Source organism: Haloarcula onubensis (assembly GCF_031624605.1).
Lineage (GTDB): Archaea > Halobacteriota > Halobacteria > Halobacteriales > Haloarculaceae > Haloarcula > Haloarcula onubensis.
This window is the reverse complement of sequence record NZ_JAMQOS010000006.1, coordinates 121,310-138,115: the sequence shown is the minus strand read 5'-3', so window position 1 is coordinate 138,115 and position 16,806 is coordinate 121,310. Positions and strand designations below refer to the sequence as shown.

Below are 16,806 nucleotides of genomic sequence, written 5' to 3'. Positions count from 1 at the left end.
CCACTGCATCCTTGGACTTTCCCGCCACTGCGAATCTATCGCAGAGCAACTAATCGATTATGAGCACGAACACTGAATCCACAGCGGACGCACAGCCCGAAGAAGATATCGACAATCTGGAAATCGAAACCGACCCGGAAGGTACGGTTGAAGAAGACGCTACTGACACAACAAACGAAGACGTCGATGGTGAGGCTAATATCGACGGTGAGCCGGCAGCCGACCTGACCGACGAGCAAGACACCAGTGGAGAGTCGATAGCAGAGGCTTCCGACGAAGCTGATGCCGAAGATGAGACTGAGGAGGAAAGCGTACTCACGGGCCCTCCAGAGCGCTTCCAGGCTGCGATCTTGGGTGGCGAACTCAAGAATTTCGTCTCAACGCTGCGAGTCATCGTCGACGAGGCGAAACTGACCGTTGGATCGGACGGCATTACTAGCAGAGCGGTTGACCCAGCGAACGTCGCGATGTACGATCTAGAGCTGTCGGCTGCTGCATTCGAATCCTACGAGTCCGGTGACGGCCTGCTGGGAGTCAATCTAGAGCGATTCGAGTCCGTTCTCAAACTCGCAAAGAAAGATGATCTCGTCCAGGTTTCGTTCGACACTTCCACGTACAAGCTTCTCATCGTCATCGACGGTGTCGAGTTCACGATGGCGTGTATCGACCCCGATAGTATACGGCAGGAGCCCGAAATTCCGGAGATGGAACTCCCAATCAGCCTTACCGTCGAGGGGAGCCAGATATCGCGAGCGGTGAAGGCTGCTGACATGGTCTCCGATCACATCGGATTCCGCTGCGTAGAAGCTGACAAGACACTGTTCATCGAAGCTGAAGGCGATACCGATGACGTCTCGCTCAGACTCACTGCTGACGAATACGAGAGTCTAGACGCCGCTGACGGGCGAGCACTATTCAGTCTCGACTATATCAAGAACATCTCGAAAAAGCTCCCCAAGACTGACGATGTCACTCTCACATTCGGAGACCAATTCCCGATGCTGGTAGACTACGAAATTGCAGACGGCGAGTGTAGTGTCGCAGCGATGGTGGCACCACGTATCGAGACCTGATGACGGCCAGAGAGCGGCTCCGAATGCATCTCGTACAGGCATTGACGCGGGCGGAATCTCCAGATGTAATCGCGCATCTCCAAGCGGCAATTCGAGAATGCGATTCTCTGCCGCCGGCATCGTTAACCGAGTGTCCGATCTGTGGTTGCTGTGGTCTACCAGAACGCCTGCTTTCACATGACTGTTGCAACGGATGCGATGGGTAGCCGAATGTTCGATGGTTCACGCGGAAATCGGTGGGTCCAGCTCTCTCACGGATTAACCAACACAAGGCCCCTACTCTATGCCACTGTTGGTTAAACTATCTCTGTTTTCCCGATTTGGAGGTTATCTGTGTCGGCTCTGTTGAAATCCAATCCTTCAGATGGGTTCTCGTGTGATACAGTCAGTCAGTAGAACTGCTTATTGAGCGCTTCGTCCAAGTTGGAAGAACGGATAGGAAAGAACAGCAGTGTACACGATAATAGCTATAACAATCACATAGCTAATAAATCCACCCAAACCACCGTAAGTTGCCCCCCGGAAAATCTGTCGAACAGCGAACGGAGACAGCAAACAAATGACCAGTGCCATGCTGAGATTGCGGTGAATTTGCTCAGTTGCAGCGCCGCGAACAGATGCGAATCCTGGCGCGGCTCCGGCAAGCCCAATCTGAATGGCCCCGACAACGGACATGAGAGGATATAGGGTTAAAATTGCACTAATCCCAAGAAGAGCACCTGTAAACCCGCTTACAAGGAAAATAGTTGTCGCTGGTTGATTAATATGCATGTGACAAGCGACTGCAATGCCAATAGTCACCGCAGCACTACCAACACCGATTGGATAGCCACCACCCAAGCCAACCGCTCTTATTGGATCAAGCACTGGTGCGACACCAATATCCATCAGAAAATCTTGATATAATACTGGAACAAGAATGAGCAAAATCCCGACAATACACGAAAGCAAACTCACTCTTTTATAATTCATATGAGTTTTAAAACACAGCGTGCGGTAAGTGTTTTCTCCTGACACCACCATTTGTCATTTTATCGATTATCTGTACTGAGCGGGACGTTTCCTTTCTGTATTGACCGCGCAGAGCCAGAATCTATCACCTACTGAGGGTTTCAAGAAAGCCTCTGTGTCGTAATACACGCAGTCATCAAGCCCGGCTCACCGCCGATACTGTCTTTCAAAATGTGCAGATCAGAGAAAAGCGGACTGAAGGGGCGGAATTGAGGAATCAGGCATCCAGAGAGAGGACGATATCCGCATCCCACAGGAGAGTGTACTGGCTGTAGTGTCCTTTTCCTTCACCAGTCCCCCGTCGGCTGCCCGCAATCTCCAGGAAACAGAGTTCGTTGAGCAATTGCCGTGTTCGTTCAGCTGATAGCGGATCGGCACCACTCTGCTCACACACGCCGAGATACGTCTCGCGTATCTTCATCGTCCGGAACCACTCCCGCTCAGGCTGGTTTTTCGTGAGATTCGCCAGCGCAATCAAGACATGCTTGCTGTGAGGAGGCAATCCCGATATGAGTTCGAGTAGACGATCAACTTCCGCCGAAGCCCGTGCATCGGAGAGGTGAGATTCCTTCACCCGGTCGGCGTTTTCCTTATTTGCCTGGTCACCGGCATACCGAAGGAGTCGCATAGCCTTTCGAGCATCTCCGTGTTCTTTCGCGCTCAGAGCGGCCGCACGAGGAATCACCCCGTCGTCGAGAACTCCATCGGCAAAGGCATCAGTCCGATTCTGGAGAATTTCCCGGATTTGACTGGCGTCGTAGGGCTCAAAGATGAATTCGTTGTGCCCGAAAGAGCTCTTTGTCCGCTCGCTCATTTTCTCCCGGTAGTTAATTTTGTTCGACACTGCAATCACGCCAATCGGAACATCCACACTCCCGTCTTCTCCTGCCCGAGAAAGCGCCATCAACAGGTCGTCGTTATTGAGTTTGTCAACTTCATCGAGGATGATGATCGCAGCATCGTAGAACTCGTTCAGCACCGACCAGACTCGCTCGAAATACTCATTCTCGGAAATTCCCCGGGCCGGGAACGTCATACTGCTCTCTGGTGGGTTGATTGCCCGACCGTACTTGCTCAGGGCGTCGGAGTTACCCTTTGCCTGCTGGCAATTGACGTATCCCGTTGCAAGCCTCACACCGCGATTCTCAGCTTCTTCTTTAGCGATTTTTGAGACGTGCTTTGCGACGAGGGACTTTCCACAACCCGTTTTCCCGTAGATGATGATCGAATTCGGTGGCTGACCAACGACTATTGGCCCGATCTCTTCTGCCACCTTCTCAATTTGCTCATCGCGACCGACGATGCGCTTCTCACTGGGGACATAGTCGATTTGGAGTATCTCCCGTTGTTCGAAGATTCCCCCACCACCTTCGTCGACATTCTCAAAGACACTGTGGATGGTGTCTGACCCGTCTTCGCTATCCATTGTCGGAGTCAAACAGCTGTAACCGCAATAAAGATTGGGACCGAGTTAGGAGTAATAGTGTGAATATAGGCCCTGAGAATCTTGATATATAGATTTCCGTCTTATGCAAAACTCAGTCGAGACACACCAGATTTTGAGTAAGGGACTACAGAGACACACACCAAATTTGGAGTAAGAAATAGAAGAGGGGTGAGGTCGGAAAGAACCGCAGTTAGAGCTGTGCTTGTTGGTTCATAACTTCTACAACTACTACATTACTACTTACTAGAATAGCTAGACTAGAGAGACACACCTAGTTTGGAGTAAGATAACCGCCCTAGACATCAGTATCCGACCCCCTAACCCACTGGCTCTACATTCCTTACTCAAAATCAGGTGTGTGTGTCGTCTGCTGACCTTCCAGATACTGATATTTCAATTGGCACAATAGCCGCTTCCATTACCTGCAGATTTGTTTCCCCCGAGGCGGTGTGGGGTTGATGCCTGACTGGAAACACTCCTGAGTCCAGTGGCGCTCTCTCTAAATCAACACCCGAGAAGTCTCGGTCAGGCTTATCACACTCCCACTCCGCTGTCTGCTCCATTTGCGGCTCTCCCTTTCTCTTTTATACAATACCACAGTACAATGTCAGCAAACTCACCCACACGTTCTGACCAGCAGAGCGCAGTGACATCCAGTGAACAGAGCGCCGATGGATCGGCTGAACCAACTTCACAGAAGAACGACCCGCCAACTGTACCGATAGCCGACCTTCTGAAACAGGAATCTGTCCTTCGATTCGCTGGTCTCACTGAACACGATTCTCAGGACTATCCAAACGAACTCGAGAGTAACATGTGGTGTCGGTCGAGTACTCCACGGACGTTCAAGGATGTCGTAAAGGCACTCCCAGCAGCGTCTTCTGGTGAACTATGGGCGACAAATGAGTTTATCGGGACTTCCGGAGACATTGATATCGACACTATACGCTCCGTCGAGGGGCTGGATATCGAGGGTCTGGAACGAGGCACTGGCTCAGCTCTGGAGACGATAGCACAACGGTCGGCTGCTGAACCTGTGGTGGGAGTACAGGACCACCAGGACATCGTCGACGAGCGACGAAAAGCGTTGCACGCTCTTGGCTACGATGTCAAATTCCGGTGGCAAATCGCCAGCGACTCATACACCATCATCAATCCGCAAGAGGCGTATCTCCCAATTATCAGTGCCCTCCAGCAACGGGGAGAAGATGACGTATTCGGATGGGCTTCCTACCGGGATTGGGGTGGACTATTGAAGATGGTCGTCGTCTGTCCGAGTCTTCGCCGTGTCGTCTCTGCCGGTGAGGAAGATCTGGAAGAGCTGGATGACGATGGTCTCACAGCTGCCACACTCGAAAACGAAGCTCCGGAAACAGTGGTGTATGGGGGCTTTCAAACTGGCTACGATTTCCGGGGAACACAGACACTCTGGGCACGGCCTGTTCTATTCTTCCCTGCTTCTGGAACTGTCCTTCCCGACACGGGAAAGCGATACACCCGCCGTCACTACGGAAAGGCGACTGATGCGGATCACGAACGGGCAAACAATCGGACTCCTATCAACGAGTGGTGGCGGTCGATCTACGACGACATCGATACCCGGATGGTCACAGTCGAAACGGCAATTCAGCGGTCGCGGGCAATCGCGTATGACTTCGAAGAACTCCCGTTCAGTCTGCAGGAGTGTTACACGTACTGGGGGATCGCGAAGAAGTACGCCGAACGGGCGGCGAATCGAGCACAGACAATTGCCCGTCCGACAACTCGCCCAACCGTGTTCAATATCCAGTTGTCGTTGCTTATTGCGCTTCTTGAAGAGTACAATGGGTCGATGGCTTCGAATTCCTATCAAGAGTACATCGAAGTTGCGGGCGAGCTCTACCGGACGCCGTCGATGATGATTCAACTGGCCATGCAGGAGCACGACAAGCAAACTACCGATTCAACTGACCGAGTGCTACCTGAGGACCAGCAGACACTCTCTGACTCGTTAGAAGATCTCGCTGACGTTCCTGGAATCTCCGTTGACTCGGAAGTGGACCTCTCGAACAAGCAGGCGCAGCGTGTCCAACACGGTGTTCAGCGGCAATTGGACCACTTGGGATGACTGATCTGCAGCAGCACGGCGACACTATATTATAGATTCCGCGGAAAATATAATATATGTCCGAGGCCCCTGCTCGACACTCCCATCCCCTCGATTCGATGCTCGCAGTATCTGATGTCGTGGCGAATAAGCGGTATGCCCAAATCTACGCTCAGGTGCTTACACTAGATACTCCGACTGTGGAGGAAATCTCTGAAGATCTTGATAGTTCGACCACCACTGTCTATGAAGACGTGAAGCACCTAGTCGAGAGTGACATCCTTGAGCGCGTTACTGAAACGCAACCACACCGATATCAGGCCCGAGAGATCGATCTCAACGTCCAAGCCGGAGATGAAACCTACGAGATTACGCCGGCGCTGTTCGTTGCTCTAGCTCGCAGTGAAACGAATGAGAATCTTCGACTGTTTATAGACCGTCACGGCACAGGCGGGCTTGCAGGCGCACTTGAGTACGCTCGTAACTACGTTCAGGGTCAGATGAACGCCCGACTTATGGCACGCGAGCAGGAAATACCTGTCCTCGAAGCGGAGACCGTTCTACAGGAACTGCGTGACGTGCTTCTTGATGTCGAACCGGATCCAGAACAGAGTCTTGATCTCGAAGAGGTGGAAGCTGAGGTTGACGAAAGATAGCAGACGTGAACGGCGTCAAATTACGACATACCCTGGGAGGCCATTCAAATTTGGAGGCAAATTATTTTTGCGAGCAACTGTAATCTCTCACCATGTCTCAGGAAGTCGAAGACGAAACTACGGTGAACGAGAGCTACTCGGTCACGGTTCCAGCAGCAGTACGCCGAGAAGCAGGTGTTGAGGCAGGCGATAAACTCCGTTGGCACGTCGACGAGGATGGGGCACTCTCTGTTAAACTCGTGAAGCAACAGTATGGCGCATTTTCAGAGCTAGAGCCAGTTGATGTCGGTGAAGCAACTGACGCCGCTGAGGACCACGATCTCATCGCCGGAGACTATTGATGGCCGCAGTCGTGGTTGACGCGAATGTTCTCATTGCCGCCCGACTGTCTCGCGACCAGAACCACGAGCGAGGTGCCGCTATCTCCGAAGCTATCGATCAGGGCCAACTCCCCACAGCATATGTCCTTAGTGATGTCCTTGAAGAGGTCATCAATTATCTGCAAGCCCGGGGTGGGCATGACGTCGCTACTGAGACGCTGGATGCACTCATCGAAAGTAGCGGATTCTCACTCAAACAGACACCAAAATCTGACTTTGACGCCGGCCGTTCGGTGTTCCGTCAGTACGAATCGCTCTCGTTAACTGACGCTGTTATCGTGGCAGCGATGCAGCGTGAGAACATTGAGTATCTCTACAGCTTCGATGACGGATTCGACGGTGTTCCTGAGATCACTCGTCTAACCACGCCGGACAATCCGTTTGACCAATAGACACAGTAGTTGGGACTTGCAATTCAGCGGCTCTGTCGAGATGCTTCGTGATCAACACGGTACAACGAATCGTTCGATACAGACAAAGCACTTGTCAAAAGGAGCGAAATACTCGATCAATGCCGGAGTCTCGGTCACGTCGAGAATTTCTAAGCCGCATTGCTGGAATCGGAGCGGTGACAGCCATTGCGGGGTGCTCGGTACTGGAAAGTGACCAAGCGGGACTACACATTTACAATCATCAGGCAAGCCAACACCGCGTGTCCGTTGAAATTACTGATACTGAAACAGCATCAGCCGTGTACGAGGACACATTTGATGTGGCAGGCGACGAGGATTTAGCTATCTCCGATGTCGTCGGCGAAGGTGAATACGACGTTCAAGCAGTGATTGATGGAGAACAGGAACTTTCAAAAACGATCACTGTTGTCTGTACCACGGCGTTGATTATCACAATTCGAGAGCCCGGGAATAGCCGAATTTCGGGACCGGACTGTGGGTAAATACGCGTTCTTACCAAGCGGTCGCTTCGTCCCATTTGCTACCGAACTAATAGGATTTCGACAGAAATAGCGCAGCGGACGACTGGTTTAGAGCTGAATTTATGCCTCCCTACTGGATGAGGAGTCCAGAACACGCCTCCACACATAGAAGCATGTCTGCCAATTCATCCACAACACAGACGAGTAGCGATGGGTCTCCGGGGGGACAGCGGATTCTCTCCCATCTAGTACATCGACTCCTGCAAGTCGAGGGAGGAAGCGTACCTGTAGAAAGGGTCACACTCCGCGTCTCGGACTTCACCGATTTGAGCGATCAGCAAGCAGCCGATTTCATTGACGAAGGAGAGACGAGCGGAATCTACACACTCACACGCTCAAGTAGCGGTAGCGCAACTATCGACAACGTCGTTCCGCAGGGAGAGGAACCCGAAGTGATTACTGCCGCATTTGGTCAGCGTCAAACAGACGGCAATACAGACTTCCGTATCCTCGGTGTTGTAACCGATTCAATCAACGATGCACTTCAGGATGCCGGCTACACTGGCTTTCGGGCGCTCTCGGAGGCTGACATCGACCACCTCGAACACTTGACTAGTACCCTCACTGAGAGCCGAGCTGAGGCTATCGTTGCGGAAGCTAAGCAACACGTTCCTGTTGGTCATGCGCTGGCCGAGCGAGCGGCGTCGTACTATGCTCAGCGAAGCAATCCAGCAAGTGGCGTGGGTGAGGCCCGCGTTACTGATCTAACCAACATTACAGAGACAGTCGGTGAGCCGCGCTACCTCTCTAAAGGATGGGATGCTGGGGATGAACGCGGGATGTACGTCTCTGATGTCGGTCGCAACAAGACTGATCCAGTTCTGACTGGATTGCATATCCTCGATAATCCGGACTACCCAGGTGTTCCCAAAGCAGAGACTCACCCCAATGCCAGCTACGATGCCCTGCCTGTTGACGAAGATGGGGAGGTTATCCCTCCCGCTGTCCCCCTCGATCCGCGTCTTCAGCTCCCACTCGACGAACTCATTGCGAAGAAACTCTCACGAGGACTCGTTCCTATCCGAGTGGTAGGACCGCGAGGGTCGGGCAAGAACTATCTCATCAAGTACCTCTGCCACAAGACAAATCGTGGCTATCAGTCCATCGACGTCGACCGGGCGACGGAGCCCGAGGACCTCTTTGGGCCACTTGTTCCCGACGGCGACGTGATCGTCCCACGCAACGGCGCCGTGAAACAGGGGCTGATCAACGGCGATACAATCGTCATCAACGAATTCCCTGTCATGCAAGCCGGAGCAGCGATTGCGCTGCACCGACTTCTGAACGAGGGGACACTCCTGGTCAAGAGCCACGGCGAACTCGTCGAACCACACCCCTCGGCGCGACTCATCATTACGATGAATCCGCCAACCAGAGAATACAGAGACTCGGAACCGATGAACTCGGCGACCAGAGGGCGCTTTCGGTCGTTCGAGCAGCCGTACATCCAAGATATCGACGAGGAAGTCGAGACATTGTATCCGCAGGTCAACGGTGAGACCGAAGTTGTTGACCGTACGACGCTGAAACGGATCGTCCGATTTGCTCACAAGACTCGCGAAAACGAGAACTGGCCGACTCTCAGCACACGGAATCTCACAATCCTCTGTGAACACATCGAAGACGGCGCGTCACCGAAAGCCGCTACAAAAAACGAACTCTGGGCTGTGGCAGAACCCAATCAGTATCCAGAAGATGCTCACGAGACGCTGAACGATATTTTGTGAATCTGCCTACGGCGGGAAGGGAGGTAGCCACTATCCGTCGTCATACTTACTTGCCCATCTTCTGTCTGTGTTACGTACTGCTATCAAATCGCGCACTCATGGCGTCACCTCGTACTTTTCAGCTAGTTCCTGGAAGTCCTCCCACTCGGGAAGTCGAGACGTCCGCTGGTCTCCGCTGGTGTCGAGGTATGTGCAAAGATCGTCGACGACGTCGTCGACGCCGTACTTGGTGGCCTGAGCTCGGAGTTCGTCCCTGTCGATACTGGCGTGACTGAGCAAGAGTAGGCAATATGACTGAGCCCGTGCACCCGAATCAATCACGAGCATATGGCAGCACAATATCTCCGGTGAGAGTTCACTCATCGTCTTCGAATAGAGGTAGTATCGGCGGTCACGGGCCAACAGCGGCAGGTCATATCGCTGGAATTGGTCCGGCCCTGTCGGAATGAAGTGTTCTTCGGTAATCTCAGTCGTCGTCTGGACAAGGAACTCGTCGAGGGCTTCCCACAGAATGGTGTACGTGTTGGCCTGTTGTTCGACAGTCTGGCGGTGACCGTGATGGGCAAGCTCACGAGCGAATGCATTCAACTGTTCGAAGCCGTCATTCAGTGCGTACGTCCCATTGTCGGTTTGGTAGACGATTCCGCGATGCTGAAGCGGGGAAAGCGCACGGTGGACGGTACTCCTGTGGACATCGGCGTAGCGTGCGACTTCGGTAACAGTCCGTGGGCTATCGAGAAAGTAGCAAACACGGAGGGCAGCCCCTGACAACAGCTCCGGCCAGTCGATGTGTGAATACTGCTGCGTGAGAGCGGCGAGTAATTCGAGTGCTTTTGCGTCCGATAGTCGAATCTGCTTTGTTTTTCCTTGTCGACGTGTCTCGACGAGTCCAGACGTTTCGAGCTGTTCGACGAGTTCTGAGGTATAGCTGAGACTTCGATCGAGATTCGCCGCGAGCTCAGAGAGTGTCTGCTCACCGTGGAGGGCAGTGAGGGCGCGAATCTCGCCTTCTGTGAGCATACTGTTGCATACTAGCGAACCGACATATAGATCACTTCGGTATTTTGCGACACCCAACCGTTGTTTCTCAAGAGGGTTTGTTGCTATCGCCGAACTGACAGCAGGTGTTCCCACTAGTACTGATTTAGAGAGCGCGAGTCCGGTCAGTACAGTGAACTCAAATATCCGTCAACCTGGTGACTTACCCGGGACCTGTCAGGAACACCGTACGAGATACAGAGCATAGGCCTTGTTTAGACGGTAAGACTCGATCAGTCTGGAGGTTGTTCCACTAGTGTCGCCAAACTAGCATCTCTAACGAAGTACCAAATTTACTAGGAACTGAAGCGGGACGGGTTGGGTGTGCAAACCAAGACCTCCCGCTTCGCAGAAACAATTGTATCGCTCGCCAAAAAAGCCGTCGCTGGCGAGCCAGCTCCGGCATACCAACCCGGAAAAGACGGGTATGCCGACTGGGTAATTCTCGCCGTTCAGGGGTTCAAAGAGTATCTCAACCACGATTACAGGAAGCTGATGGATGTTTTGCGAGAAATGCCGAGAGTTGCAGAATCGCTCGATTTAACGGTTGAGACGCTTCCTCACTTCTCCACAATCTGTGCGCGCAAGCAAGCGATTCCGATGAAGCGGTGGCGAGCGATGCTTGACGCGTCGGTCGAGCTGTACGAACTCGGAGATGTACAAGCAATCGACGCAACCGGCGTAGATCGTGTCCAAGCGAGCCAGCACTACGCGAAACGGACAGACTATACGTTTGAGGCGGTGAAGACGACGCTGCTCATTGATTGTGAAACAAGTACGATTCTAGATATACACTGTTCGATGAAACAACCGCACGATACACAGGTTGGTTTGCAGGTTCTGGTGCGGAATCTTGACGATTTGACGGCTGTGGCGGCGGATAAAGGATACGACTGGGAAGCACTTCGCACGAGGTTGCGTGCTGAAAGTATCACACCGCTGATTCCGCAACGCGGCCCAGGTTTCCGAGGATGGGCGAGAAACTTACTCATCCATGATCGGGCGTATAACCAGCGTTCGAATGCTGAGTCCGTGTTTTTCGGATTGCGGCAACGATATGGTGAGACACTGTGGGCGAGAACGTGGTTCGGTCAATTCCGCGAACTTGTCATGAAATCAGCGGTGCGAAACATCGAACGCGCAATCGAGGTGGCTGACCGCTGAACGCTGGCGTCTAAACAACGCCCAGAGCATATATTCAGCAAGCAGCCAATCGACTGAGTTCTCCTGTGGGGGTAGTCGGCCGCGTGGGCGTTGCCTTCGTGCCCCTGCTTCCCGCAATTACGATCGCGCAGTGGCCCGCTTCGCCCCGATACCGAGCGCAACTACCCCGACACCGGCGACACCTAGGAGGAAGATCCGCAGGACAGCACAGAGCCCCGCCAGACACCGTCTCTGTGAGGCGCGGACGAGGTAGTGGGTGTCGCCGTCGCTGACGACCGTGACACCGGCTGTATCGGTGCCGTACTCGAACTCCTCGGGCCATCGGTTCGTGCGGATCGTTATGTCCTCGCCGGCCGCCGCTCGCCCTTTCCGGAACACGCTCTGTGCCTCCGGGTCGAGTTCGTCGTACGCGTACACCGCCGTATCGCGCTCACTCGCGTTCGCGGCGGTGTCGGCATCGCTCGCCATGACGTGCAGTCGGTAGGCCTCGCCCGGCACTGCCGTGTACAGCCACAGGCCGCCGACGAGGGCCAGCACGCCGAAAGCGAGGAGGATCAGGGACCTTGAGTCCATTGTCCGCACTCGTCACACCACTGTAAAGTGCTTTCTGCCCTCTGGAGGGCGGTGTTTAGTTAAGCGTCAAAAGTGAGGCGGATGACGAACCTCCTCTTTTTCGAACTGTTTCAGCCACGTCGAACCAGAAACAGGTCACACACTTACCGCGCCCAACGGCTACTTCTCAGAAGTCTATTAGAAAAGCCATGCAAGACTTAGGGGGCGCACGTATCGGTTAAGATAGGGAGATTGCTCAGCAAATCGTGTACGTCGATGAGGGAGTACCGTCTTCCTGAATCATCACATATGCGCCTCCATAACACTGATTCGTCTTGATAGTTACCTGCCCGGTTTCATTACGCGCAGTCCAATAGATCTGAAACGTCTCGATACCTTCAGGAGACGCTCTATCGGTGTTGTAGACCTCTCGGTCTTCGTCGGGGTCAAGTACATAACTCTGATTGTGAACGGTCTCCCCCGTCGCATTTCGTACAACAGTAATGTCGAACGATGCGCTCTCATTGCCATAGTTTTCGAGATACACTGGATGATCTGAGGCCGGTTGTTCCGAAGCGGGAGTCCCCATACATCCAGTTACGAATAATATCGCTGTGAAAGCACAGAACGCCTTCAGCCAGCGGTCACGCATGACTTGAGCATATAGTAATCAGCATGAATACTTTCTGTTGCATACGCAAACCTACTGAGCAGATAGTTCAGAATTCTTTGAGCGCAACAAACTGAGGCATCGTGCCGACTTCAAGGTCTATATTCAGCACCGAAGCAAATTTAGCGCAAAATAATATCTTTCACCACCGCCTGATTTGTGTTCCCCAACTCACAGAGGGCGTTCCATTCAGGAGTTTTCAATCGTGCCACTATCCGCCACTAAGCTCACCGCCAGAAGTATCGTCGACGAACTCAATCCCCAGGTGACTGAAGTTACTCGCCTGTCGTCCCAGCGGGCTGACCGACTGCGAGAGTTTATCTGCGGCCATCTACCACCCGACATATCGGTCGCTGTCCGAGTCTCACTGGGTGTGCAGACCGCAGCAGTGCTCCCTGCCGACGTCGACGCAGTTGTTTCATCAGATGCGACTGAAATCGAACGCGATCAAGCGGAGGCCCTCTTAGCCGATATCGATGCAGACTACCTGGTGCTGATAACGGGGAATGAGGCCGACTTAGACCGAATCCCACTCAACGACCAGCTCACTGCCGATCATGCACACCAGTTCGGACTTGCATTTCACGAACTGCTGCACATCCTCAAAACCGCTATTAGTGGCATCGGTGACCTCATCGAAGCTAACGTCGAATCCCAGTTCCACGAGCAGGTTCACGACCTCATCAATCTCATCGAGGATGGGGCAATCGAGTCAGAAGCGATTCACGGCGACAATTTCAGTGACAACGCTGGCATCCGTCTGGAATTGACTCGGCGTCTCCACTCACAGACGCCAGAGGAGTTACCTGCGGACAAGTGCCTCAAATATTCTTTCTGGGACGCAGTGACTGGATATCTCTACGACAGAGCTATTTTCGAGACTGGCACAATCGACTGCTTGCTCAACCCGAAGGATACACGACTCGAGTTCTTGACCGAGGTCGATAGAGATGCGTTTCTTAACGTCCGGAAACAGCTGGATGAGATGGTCGACAGCGCCCTCAAAATACGGAGCGCAAGTCGAGAGGATACCGACCACGGACATGATAAGACCGCTTCACTCCGCAGAGCACGGGTCGTAATCGACACCTGGAACAATGCCATCGAGCCGTTGCTCGAAGTCGACGACGAACCCAAACAAACTTCCACCGAAGATGGTGCTACTGCTCCGGAAGTAGACAACAGTGCTGCGAGGGGGGCTGAAGCAACCCACGAATCACAAAATGGTGATCGAGATGCAGATTCGAGCCGAAACGAAGGGGGGTTGTCAGATTCACTGACGACAGAACCCGCTGGTGACCAGGACGAGAATTTCGACACCGACGTTACACTCGACCGTCAAACCACGGAGACGTCTGGACAGGATATCTTTGAGCAGCCGCTGATTACACCTGAGCCTGATTCGACTACACCGGGGAGGTTAGATCCGTCTGGTGGAGGCGGCGGAATTGAGCCAGAAACTGCTTCGGCATCGAATAGTTCCCCCTCCCAAAGAAGTCCAGAACGACCCTCGGATAATTTGGATAATATGGATGATCCGAGTTATCAAGATACTGCAGGTGACCGGACTGAGGACGAAACTGTTGAACCACAAACGAAGGCGCAGGCAATCGCACAGGCGACGGAACGTGCAAGGGAGACACAGCAGGCCGATGATGGTCATCATGGGCAGGATGCGGTAGACGATGGTGACGACAAGCTGGAGTCAACAGCCAGTCAACTCACACTCGATACTTTCGAGCGAGACCGCCAACAAACCCCTGGAAATAATCCAAATTCGGAGGTTGAGGAGAGCGCCGGCGACGCCGAAGGAGGTTCGACGAATCTTCCCAGTCCCGATTTACAAGGGTCGATATCATCACCTGACGCTGAGAGCAACCGTGATGGCGCGGAGATGGGGCAGAGTGGCGGAGTCGATAGTATGGCCCCCGAACTGCCAAGCGTCGCTGAAATCCCATCAGGACCGGCTCACGGCCAGCAAGAAGATAGCTCCTCGAGAGGAGATACCGAGACCTTCGAGACGGCGCTCTCTCAAGACAAGCGAGCAGCCCACGGTGAAGCCACAAGAAATGGTATCGATGAAGAGGCCCTCGAAATTGAATTCGAGGCGCTAGCGGACCAATTCGCACGTGAGACAGGAGAAGAGCAGGAGAAATCGTCCGCTCCCTTAGAACAAGATGAAGGCTCGGCAGGCGGCCCCGGCAGCCTTGAGGAATTGAATGTCTTGCCAGTGGGTGGAACTCCCGTTCCGAGAAACGAGTGGGCTGACGTAGAGAAAAGTGCTGAGCGGGTCGGAGACACGCTCGATATGTATCTCAGGTTAGATCGGCGAAAGAGTGTTCGTCGAGGACTCACAGCCGGCGCGTACGACACCAGGGCAGGACATCGGTTGGCAATCGGAGACCCTCGTGTGTGTAAAAGTCGGACCCTCGGAAACGAGAAGCAGTACTCCTTGGTCCTTATTCTCGATCGGTCGGGGTCGATGCGGAGAGGGACACCCGCAAAAATTGATGTCGCCACGAAAGCCGTCGCACGATTCGCTGTCGCAGCCGAAGGGCTGGGAATCAACGTTGCAATCGTAGACTTCATAGACAACGAAGCCCGTCTTGCCAAGCCGTTCAGTGTCGACAGCAGGCACGTCCAGGCAACGTTGCTCGATACCTCCTGTGGCGGTGGGACGCCTCTGGCAGACGCTATCTCACTTGGGAACCAACTAGTGGAAACACAGCGTGACGAGCCGCTTATCATCACAATGACGGATGGACTCCCCAGTGACAGCGACGATGTCAAAGTTCAGATTCGGGACTCAATCGCCCCGGTCTGTTCGCTGACGCTCGCAACAGACTGTACCCCTGGGTCTCCTCCAGCTAGAGCTGAAGAACTAGCCCCGTATTTCGAGCGGGAGTCAGTAATCTACTCGGCCGAACGGCTTGATGATCGGCTAGAACAGTTTGCGAGTCTGCTAGCGGGCTTTTAGCCTCCGTTGGACGTCTGAATTCATCGCTAGTTTGTGGCCCCCACTAGGGTGAGGGTGCTTCGTCCGAACTCCATGAGCAATCCGACTATCGAATCTGCAGACGACCGTGTGCCACCGCTCTCGTTACCAGCTGGAGCTCTATCCCGTAGCGACGGGCGGTATGAGTACGAGGTAGGCGTTGATCCGCCAGATATCGAACCCATAGAGCATCAAATCCGTCTCGATTTCATTAGCGGCGAGCGGGTTCGGGCCGACCACCTACTGAGCGATTACAACCATTGGACCTACGATGCTGATGATCCGTCTACCGACCCTTGGCTCCGAGGGCCGGCGAAACCGAATGGGCTACAATTCGCTGAGCAATCCTGTCATAACCGGGTGAGAGAAGAAGAACGCTTCTTTGAATACCCAGAGGACAGCGCTGTGATAGCGGGTGCACCAGTCTACCTTGAAGCACAATTAGAGGAGGTCAGAGAGCACGACGACACCGAAAGCGCACTCGAAAAAGCGAGAGAACGACGCGTAAACTGGTACCGAGAATCGATTCCCGGTAAGAACCTGTACCAGATACTCAAGAAGTCCTCATATGGAACGCTCATCAGTGGTGGGAAGGGGCCATCAATGGCCACTGCTGCATTGACCGAGGATAATGTGTTTGAGGGAATAGTCGTTGTCAGTGAGGACACGGACCCGAAAAAATACGCCAGACAGCAGAACCTCCCGGAAGAGTTCGTCTATCGTGAGTCAGAATTCAGCCATACGGATTCGGATCCCGCTCCCTCTATCGCGGACTTTGGAATCGAATTGCCTGCACCCCTCTTGATTGGTTGCTTCGTTAACGGCAGTCGGTACCCCTTCATTCCTTGGGGAGATGGATTGACCTGCTCGTGCCCGTATAAGCATGACCAGCCGTGGCGGGTCATGTGCAAACACGAATTGCTTGCGAGCAATATCTGTGGGTTCGAATCCTCATCGATCTTCATCCCGAAGACCAGAGGTATCGATATTCCACATAGGGCACGGCGCTTCGTCAGTCCCGAAATAGCTGCGACGCACCGACCGACGACCAACTGAGCCGACTTTTGCTTGTA

At 53.5% G+C, this 16,806-nt stretch carries 15 protein-coding genes; 10 read left to right on the top strand and 5 right to left on the bottom strand.

The window, feature by feature from the left end; all coding sequences use genetic code 11:
• The first annotated feature begins 59 nt into the window (after nucleotides 1-59).
• Nucleotides 60-1,073, top strand: a complete 1,014-nt coding sequence (locus tag NDI86_RS17265) for a DNA polymerase sliding clamp (RefSeq protein WP_310901618.1) — start codon at nucleotides 60-62, stop codon at nucleotides 1,071-1,073.
• A 402-nt stretch (nucleotides 1,074-1,475) separates the two neighbouring features.
• On the opposite strand, the gene NDI86_RS17260 is transcribed toward NDI86_RS17265, so the two are convergent.
• Both NDI86_RS17260 and NDI86_RS17255 read right to left on the bottom strand, forming a co-directional pair.
• On the bottom strand, nucleotides 1,476-2,045 hold the full coding sequence (locus NDI86_RS17260) for a hypothetical protein (RefSeq protein ID WP_310901617.1): 570 nt from the start codon (nucleotides 2,043-2,045) through the stop codon (nucleotides 1,476-1,478).
• A 256-nt stretch (nucleotides 2,046-2,301) separates the two neighbouring features.
• Nucleotides 2,302-3,510, bottom strand: a complete 1,209-nt coding sequence (locus NDI86_RS17255; protein WP_310901616.1) for an orc1/cdc6 family replication initiation protein — start codon at nucleotides 3,508-3,510, stop codon at nucleotides 2,302-2,304.
• Between the two features lie 667 nt (nucleotides 3,511-4,177).
• Here NDI86_RS17255 and NDI86_RS17250 point away from each other — a divergent pair.
• The 6 genes from NDI86_RS17250 to NDI86_RS17225 all read left to right on the top strand — a co-directional run bounded on the left by NDI86_RS17250 (nucleotide 4,178) and on the right by NDI86_RS17225 (nucleotide 9,314).
• Nucleotides 4,178-5,638 (top strand): hypothetical protein, encoded by a 1,461-nt coding sequence (locus tag NDI86_RS17250; protein WP_310901615.1) that lies wholly within the window; start codon nucleotides 4,178-4,180, stop codon nucleotides 5,636-5,638.
• Nucleotides 5,639-5,694: 56 nt separating this feature from the next.
• A complete protein-coding gene (locus NDI86_RS17245; RefSeq protein ID WP_310901614.1) occupies nucleotides 5,695-6,273 on the top strand; it encodes a DUF7437 domain-containing protein in 579 nt (192 codons plus the stop codon).
• A 92-nt stretch (nucleotides 6,274-6,365) separates the two neighbouring features.
• Nucleotides 6,366-6,614 carry an AbrB/MazE/SpoVT family DNA-binding domain-containing protein gene (locus NDI86_RS17240; protein WP_220599921.1) on the top strand — a complete coding sequence of 83 codons (249 nt, stop codon included), beginning with the start codon at nucleotides 6,366-6,368 and terminating at the stop codon, nucleotides 6,612-6,614.
• Nucleotides 6,614-7,045 carry a type II toxin-antitoxin system VapC family toxin gene (locus tag NDI86_RS17235; RefSeq protein ID WP_310901613.1) on the top strand — a complete coding sequence of 144 codons (432 nt, stop codon included), beginning with the start codon at nucleotides 6,614-6,616 and terminating at the stop codon, nucleotides 7,043-7,045. The genes NDI86_RS17240 and NDI86_RS17235 overlap by 1 nt, the downstream gene beginning before the upstream one ends.
• 260 nt (nucleotides 7,046-7,305) lie before the next feature.
• Nucleotides 7,306-7,548 (top strand): Ig-like domain-containing protein, encoded by a 243-nt coding sequence (locus NDI86_RS17230; RefSeq protein ID WP_310901612.1) that lies wholly within the window; start codon nucleotides 7,306-7,308, stop codon nucleotides 7,546-7,548.
• Nucleotides 7,549-7,853: 305 nt separating this feature from the next.
• Entirely contained in the window at nucleotides 7,854-9,314 is a 1,461-nt protein-coding gene (locus NDI86_RS17225; RefSeq protein WP_310901611.1) for an AAA family ATPase, read from the top strand.
• Nucleotides 9,315-9,410: 96 nt separating this feature from the next.
• Here NDI86_RS17225 and NDI86_RS17220 read toward each other — a convergent pair whose 3' ends face one another.
• Nucleotides 9,411-10,334: an ArsR family transcriptional regulator gene (locus tag NDI86_RS17220; RefSeq protein ID WP_310901610.1), complete on the bottom strand. Its 924-nt coding sequence runs from the start codon at nucleotides 10,332-10,334 to the stop codon at nucleotides 9,411-9,413.
• Between the two features lie 342 nt (nucleotides 10,335-10,676).
• Between NDI86_RS17220 and NDI86_RS17215 the strand changes: the two genes are divergently transcribed.
• Nucleotides 10,677-11,516: an IS5 family transposase gene (locus tag NDI86_RS17215; protein ID WP_310901609.1), complete on the top strand. Its 840-nt coding sequence runs from the start codon at nucleotides 10,677-10,679 to the stop codon at nucleotides 11,514-11,516.
• Nucleotides 11,517-11,633: 117 nt separating this feature from the next.
• Here the strand turns inward: NDI86_RS17215 and NDI86_RS17210 are convergent, their stop codons facing one another.
• On the bottom strand, nucleotides 11,634-12,089 hold the full coding sequence (locus NDI86_RS17210) for a DUF7979 domain-containing protein (RefSeq protein WP_121513003.1): 456 nt from the start codon (nucleotides 12,087-12,089) through the stop codon (nucleotides 11,634-11,636).
• Nucleotides 12,090-12,324: 235 nt separating this feature from the next.
• Nucleotides 12,325-12,720 (bottom strand): hypothetical protein, encoded by a 396-nt coding sequence (locus NDI86_RS17205; RefSeq protein ID WP_310901608.1) that lies wholly within the window; start codon nucleotides 12,718-12,720, stop codon nucleotides 12,325-12,327.
• Nucleotides 12,721-13,111: 391 nt separating this feature from the next.
• Between NDI86_RS17205 and NDI86_RS17200 the strand changes: the two genes are divergently transcribed.
• Nucleotides 13,112-15,715: a VWA domain-containing protein gene (locus NDI86_RS17200; protein WP_310901607.1), complete on the top strand. Its 2,604-nt coding sequence runs from the start codon at nucleotides 13,112-13,114 to the stop codon at nucleotides 15,713-15,715.
• Nucleotides 15,716-15,787: 72 nt separating this feature from the next.
• Complete coding sequence (locus NDI86_RS17195; RefSeq protein ID WP_310901606.1) at nucleotides 15,788-16,789, top strand: hypothetical protein; 1,002 nt, start codon at nucleotides 15,788-15,790, stop codon at nucleotides 16,787-16,789.
• Nucleotides 16,790-16,806: the final 17 nt, after the last annotated feature.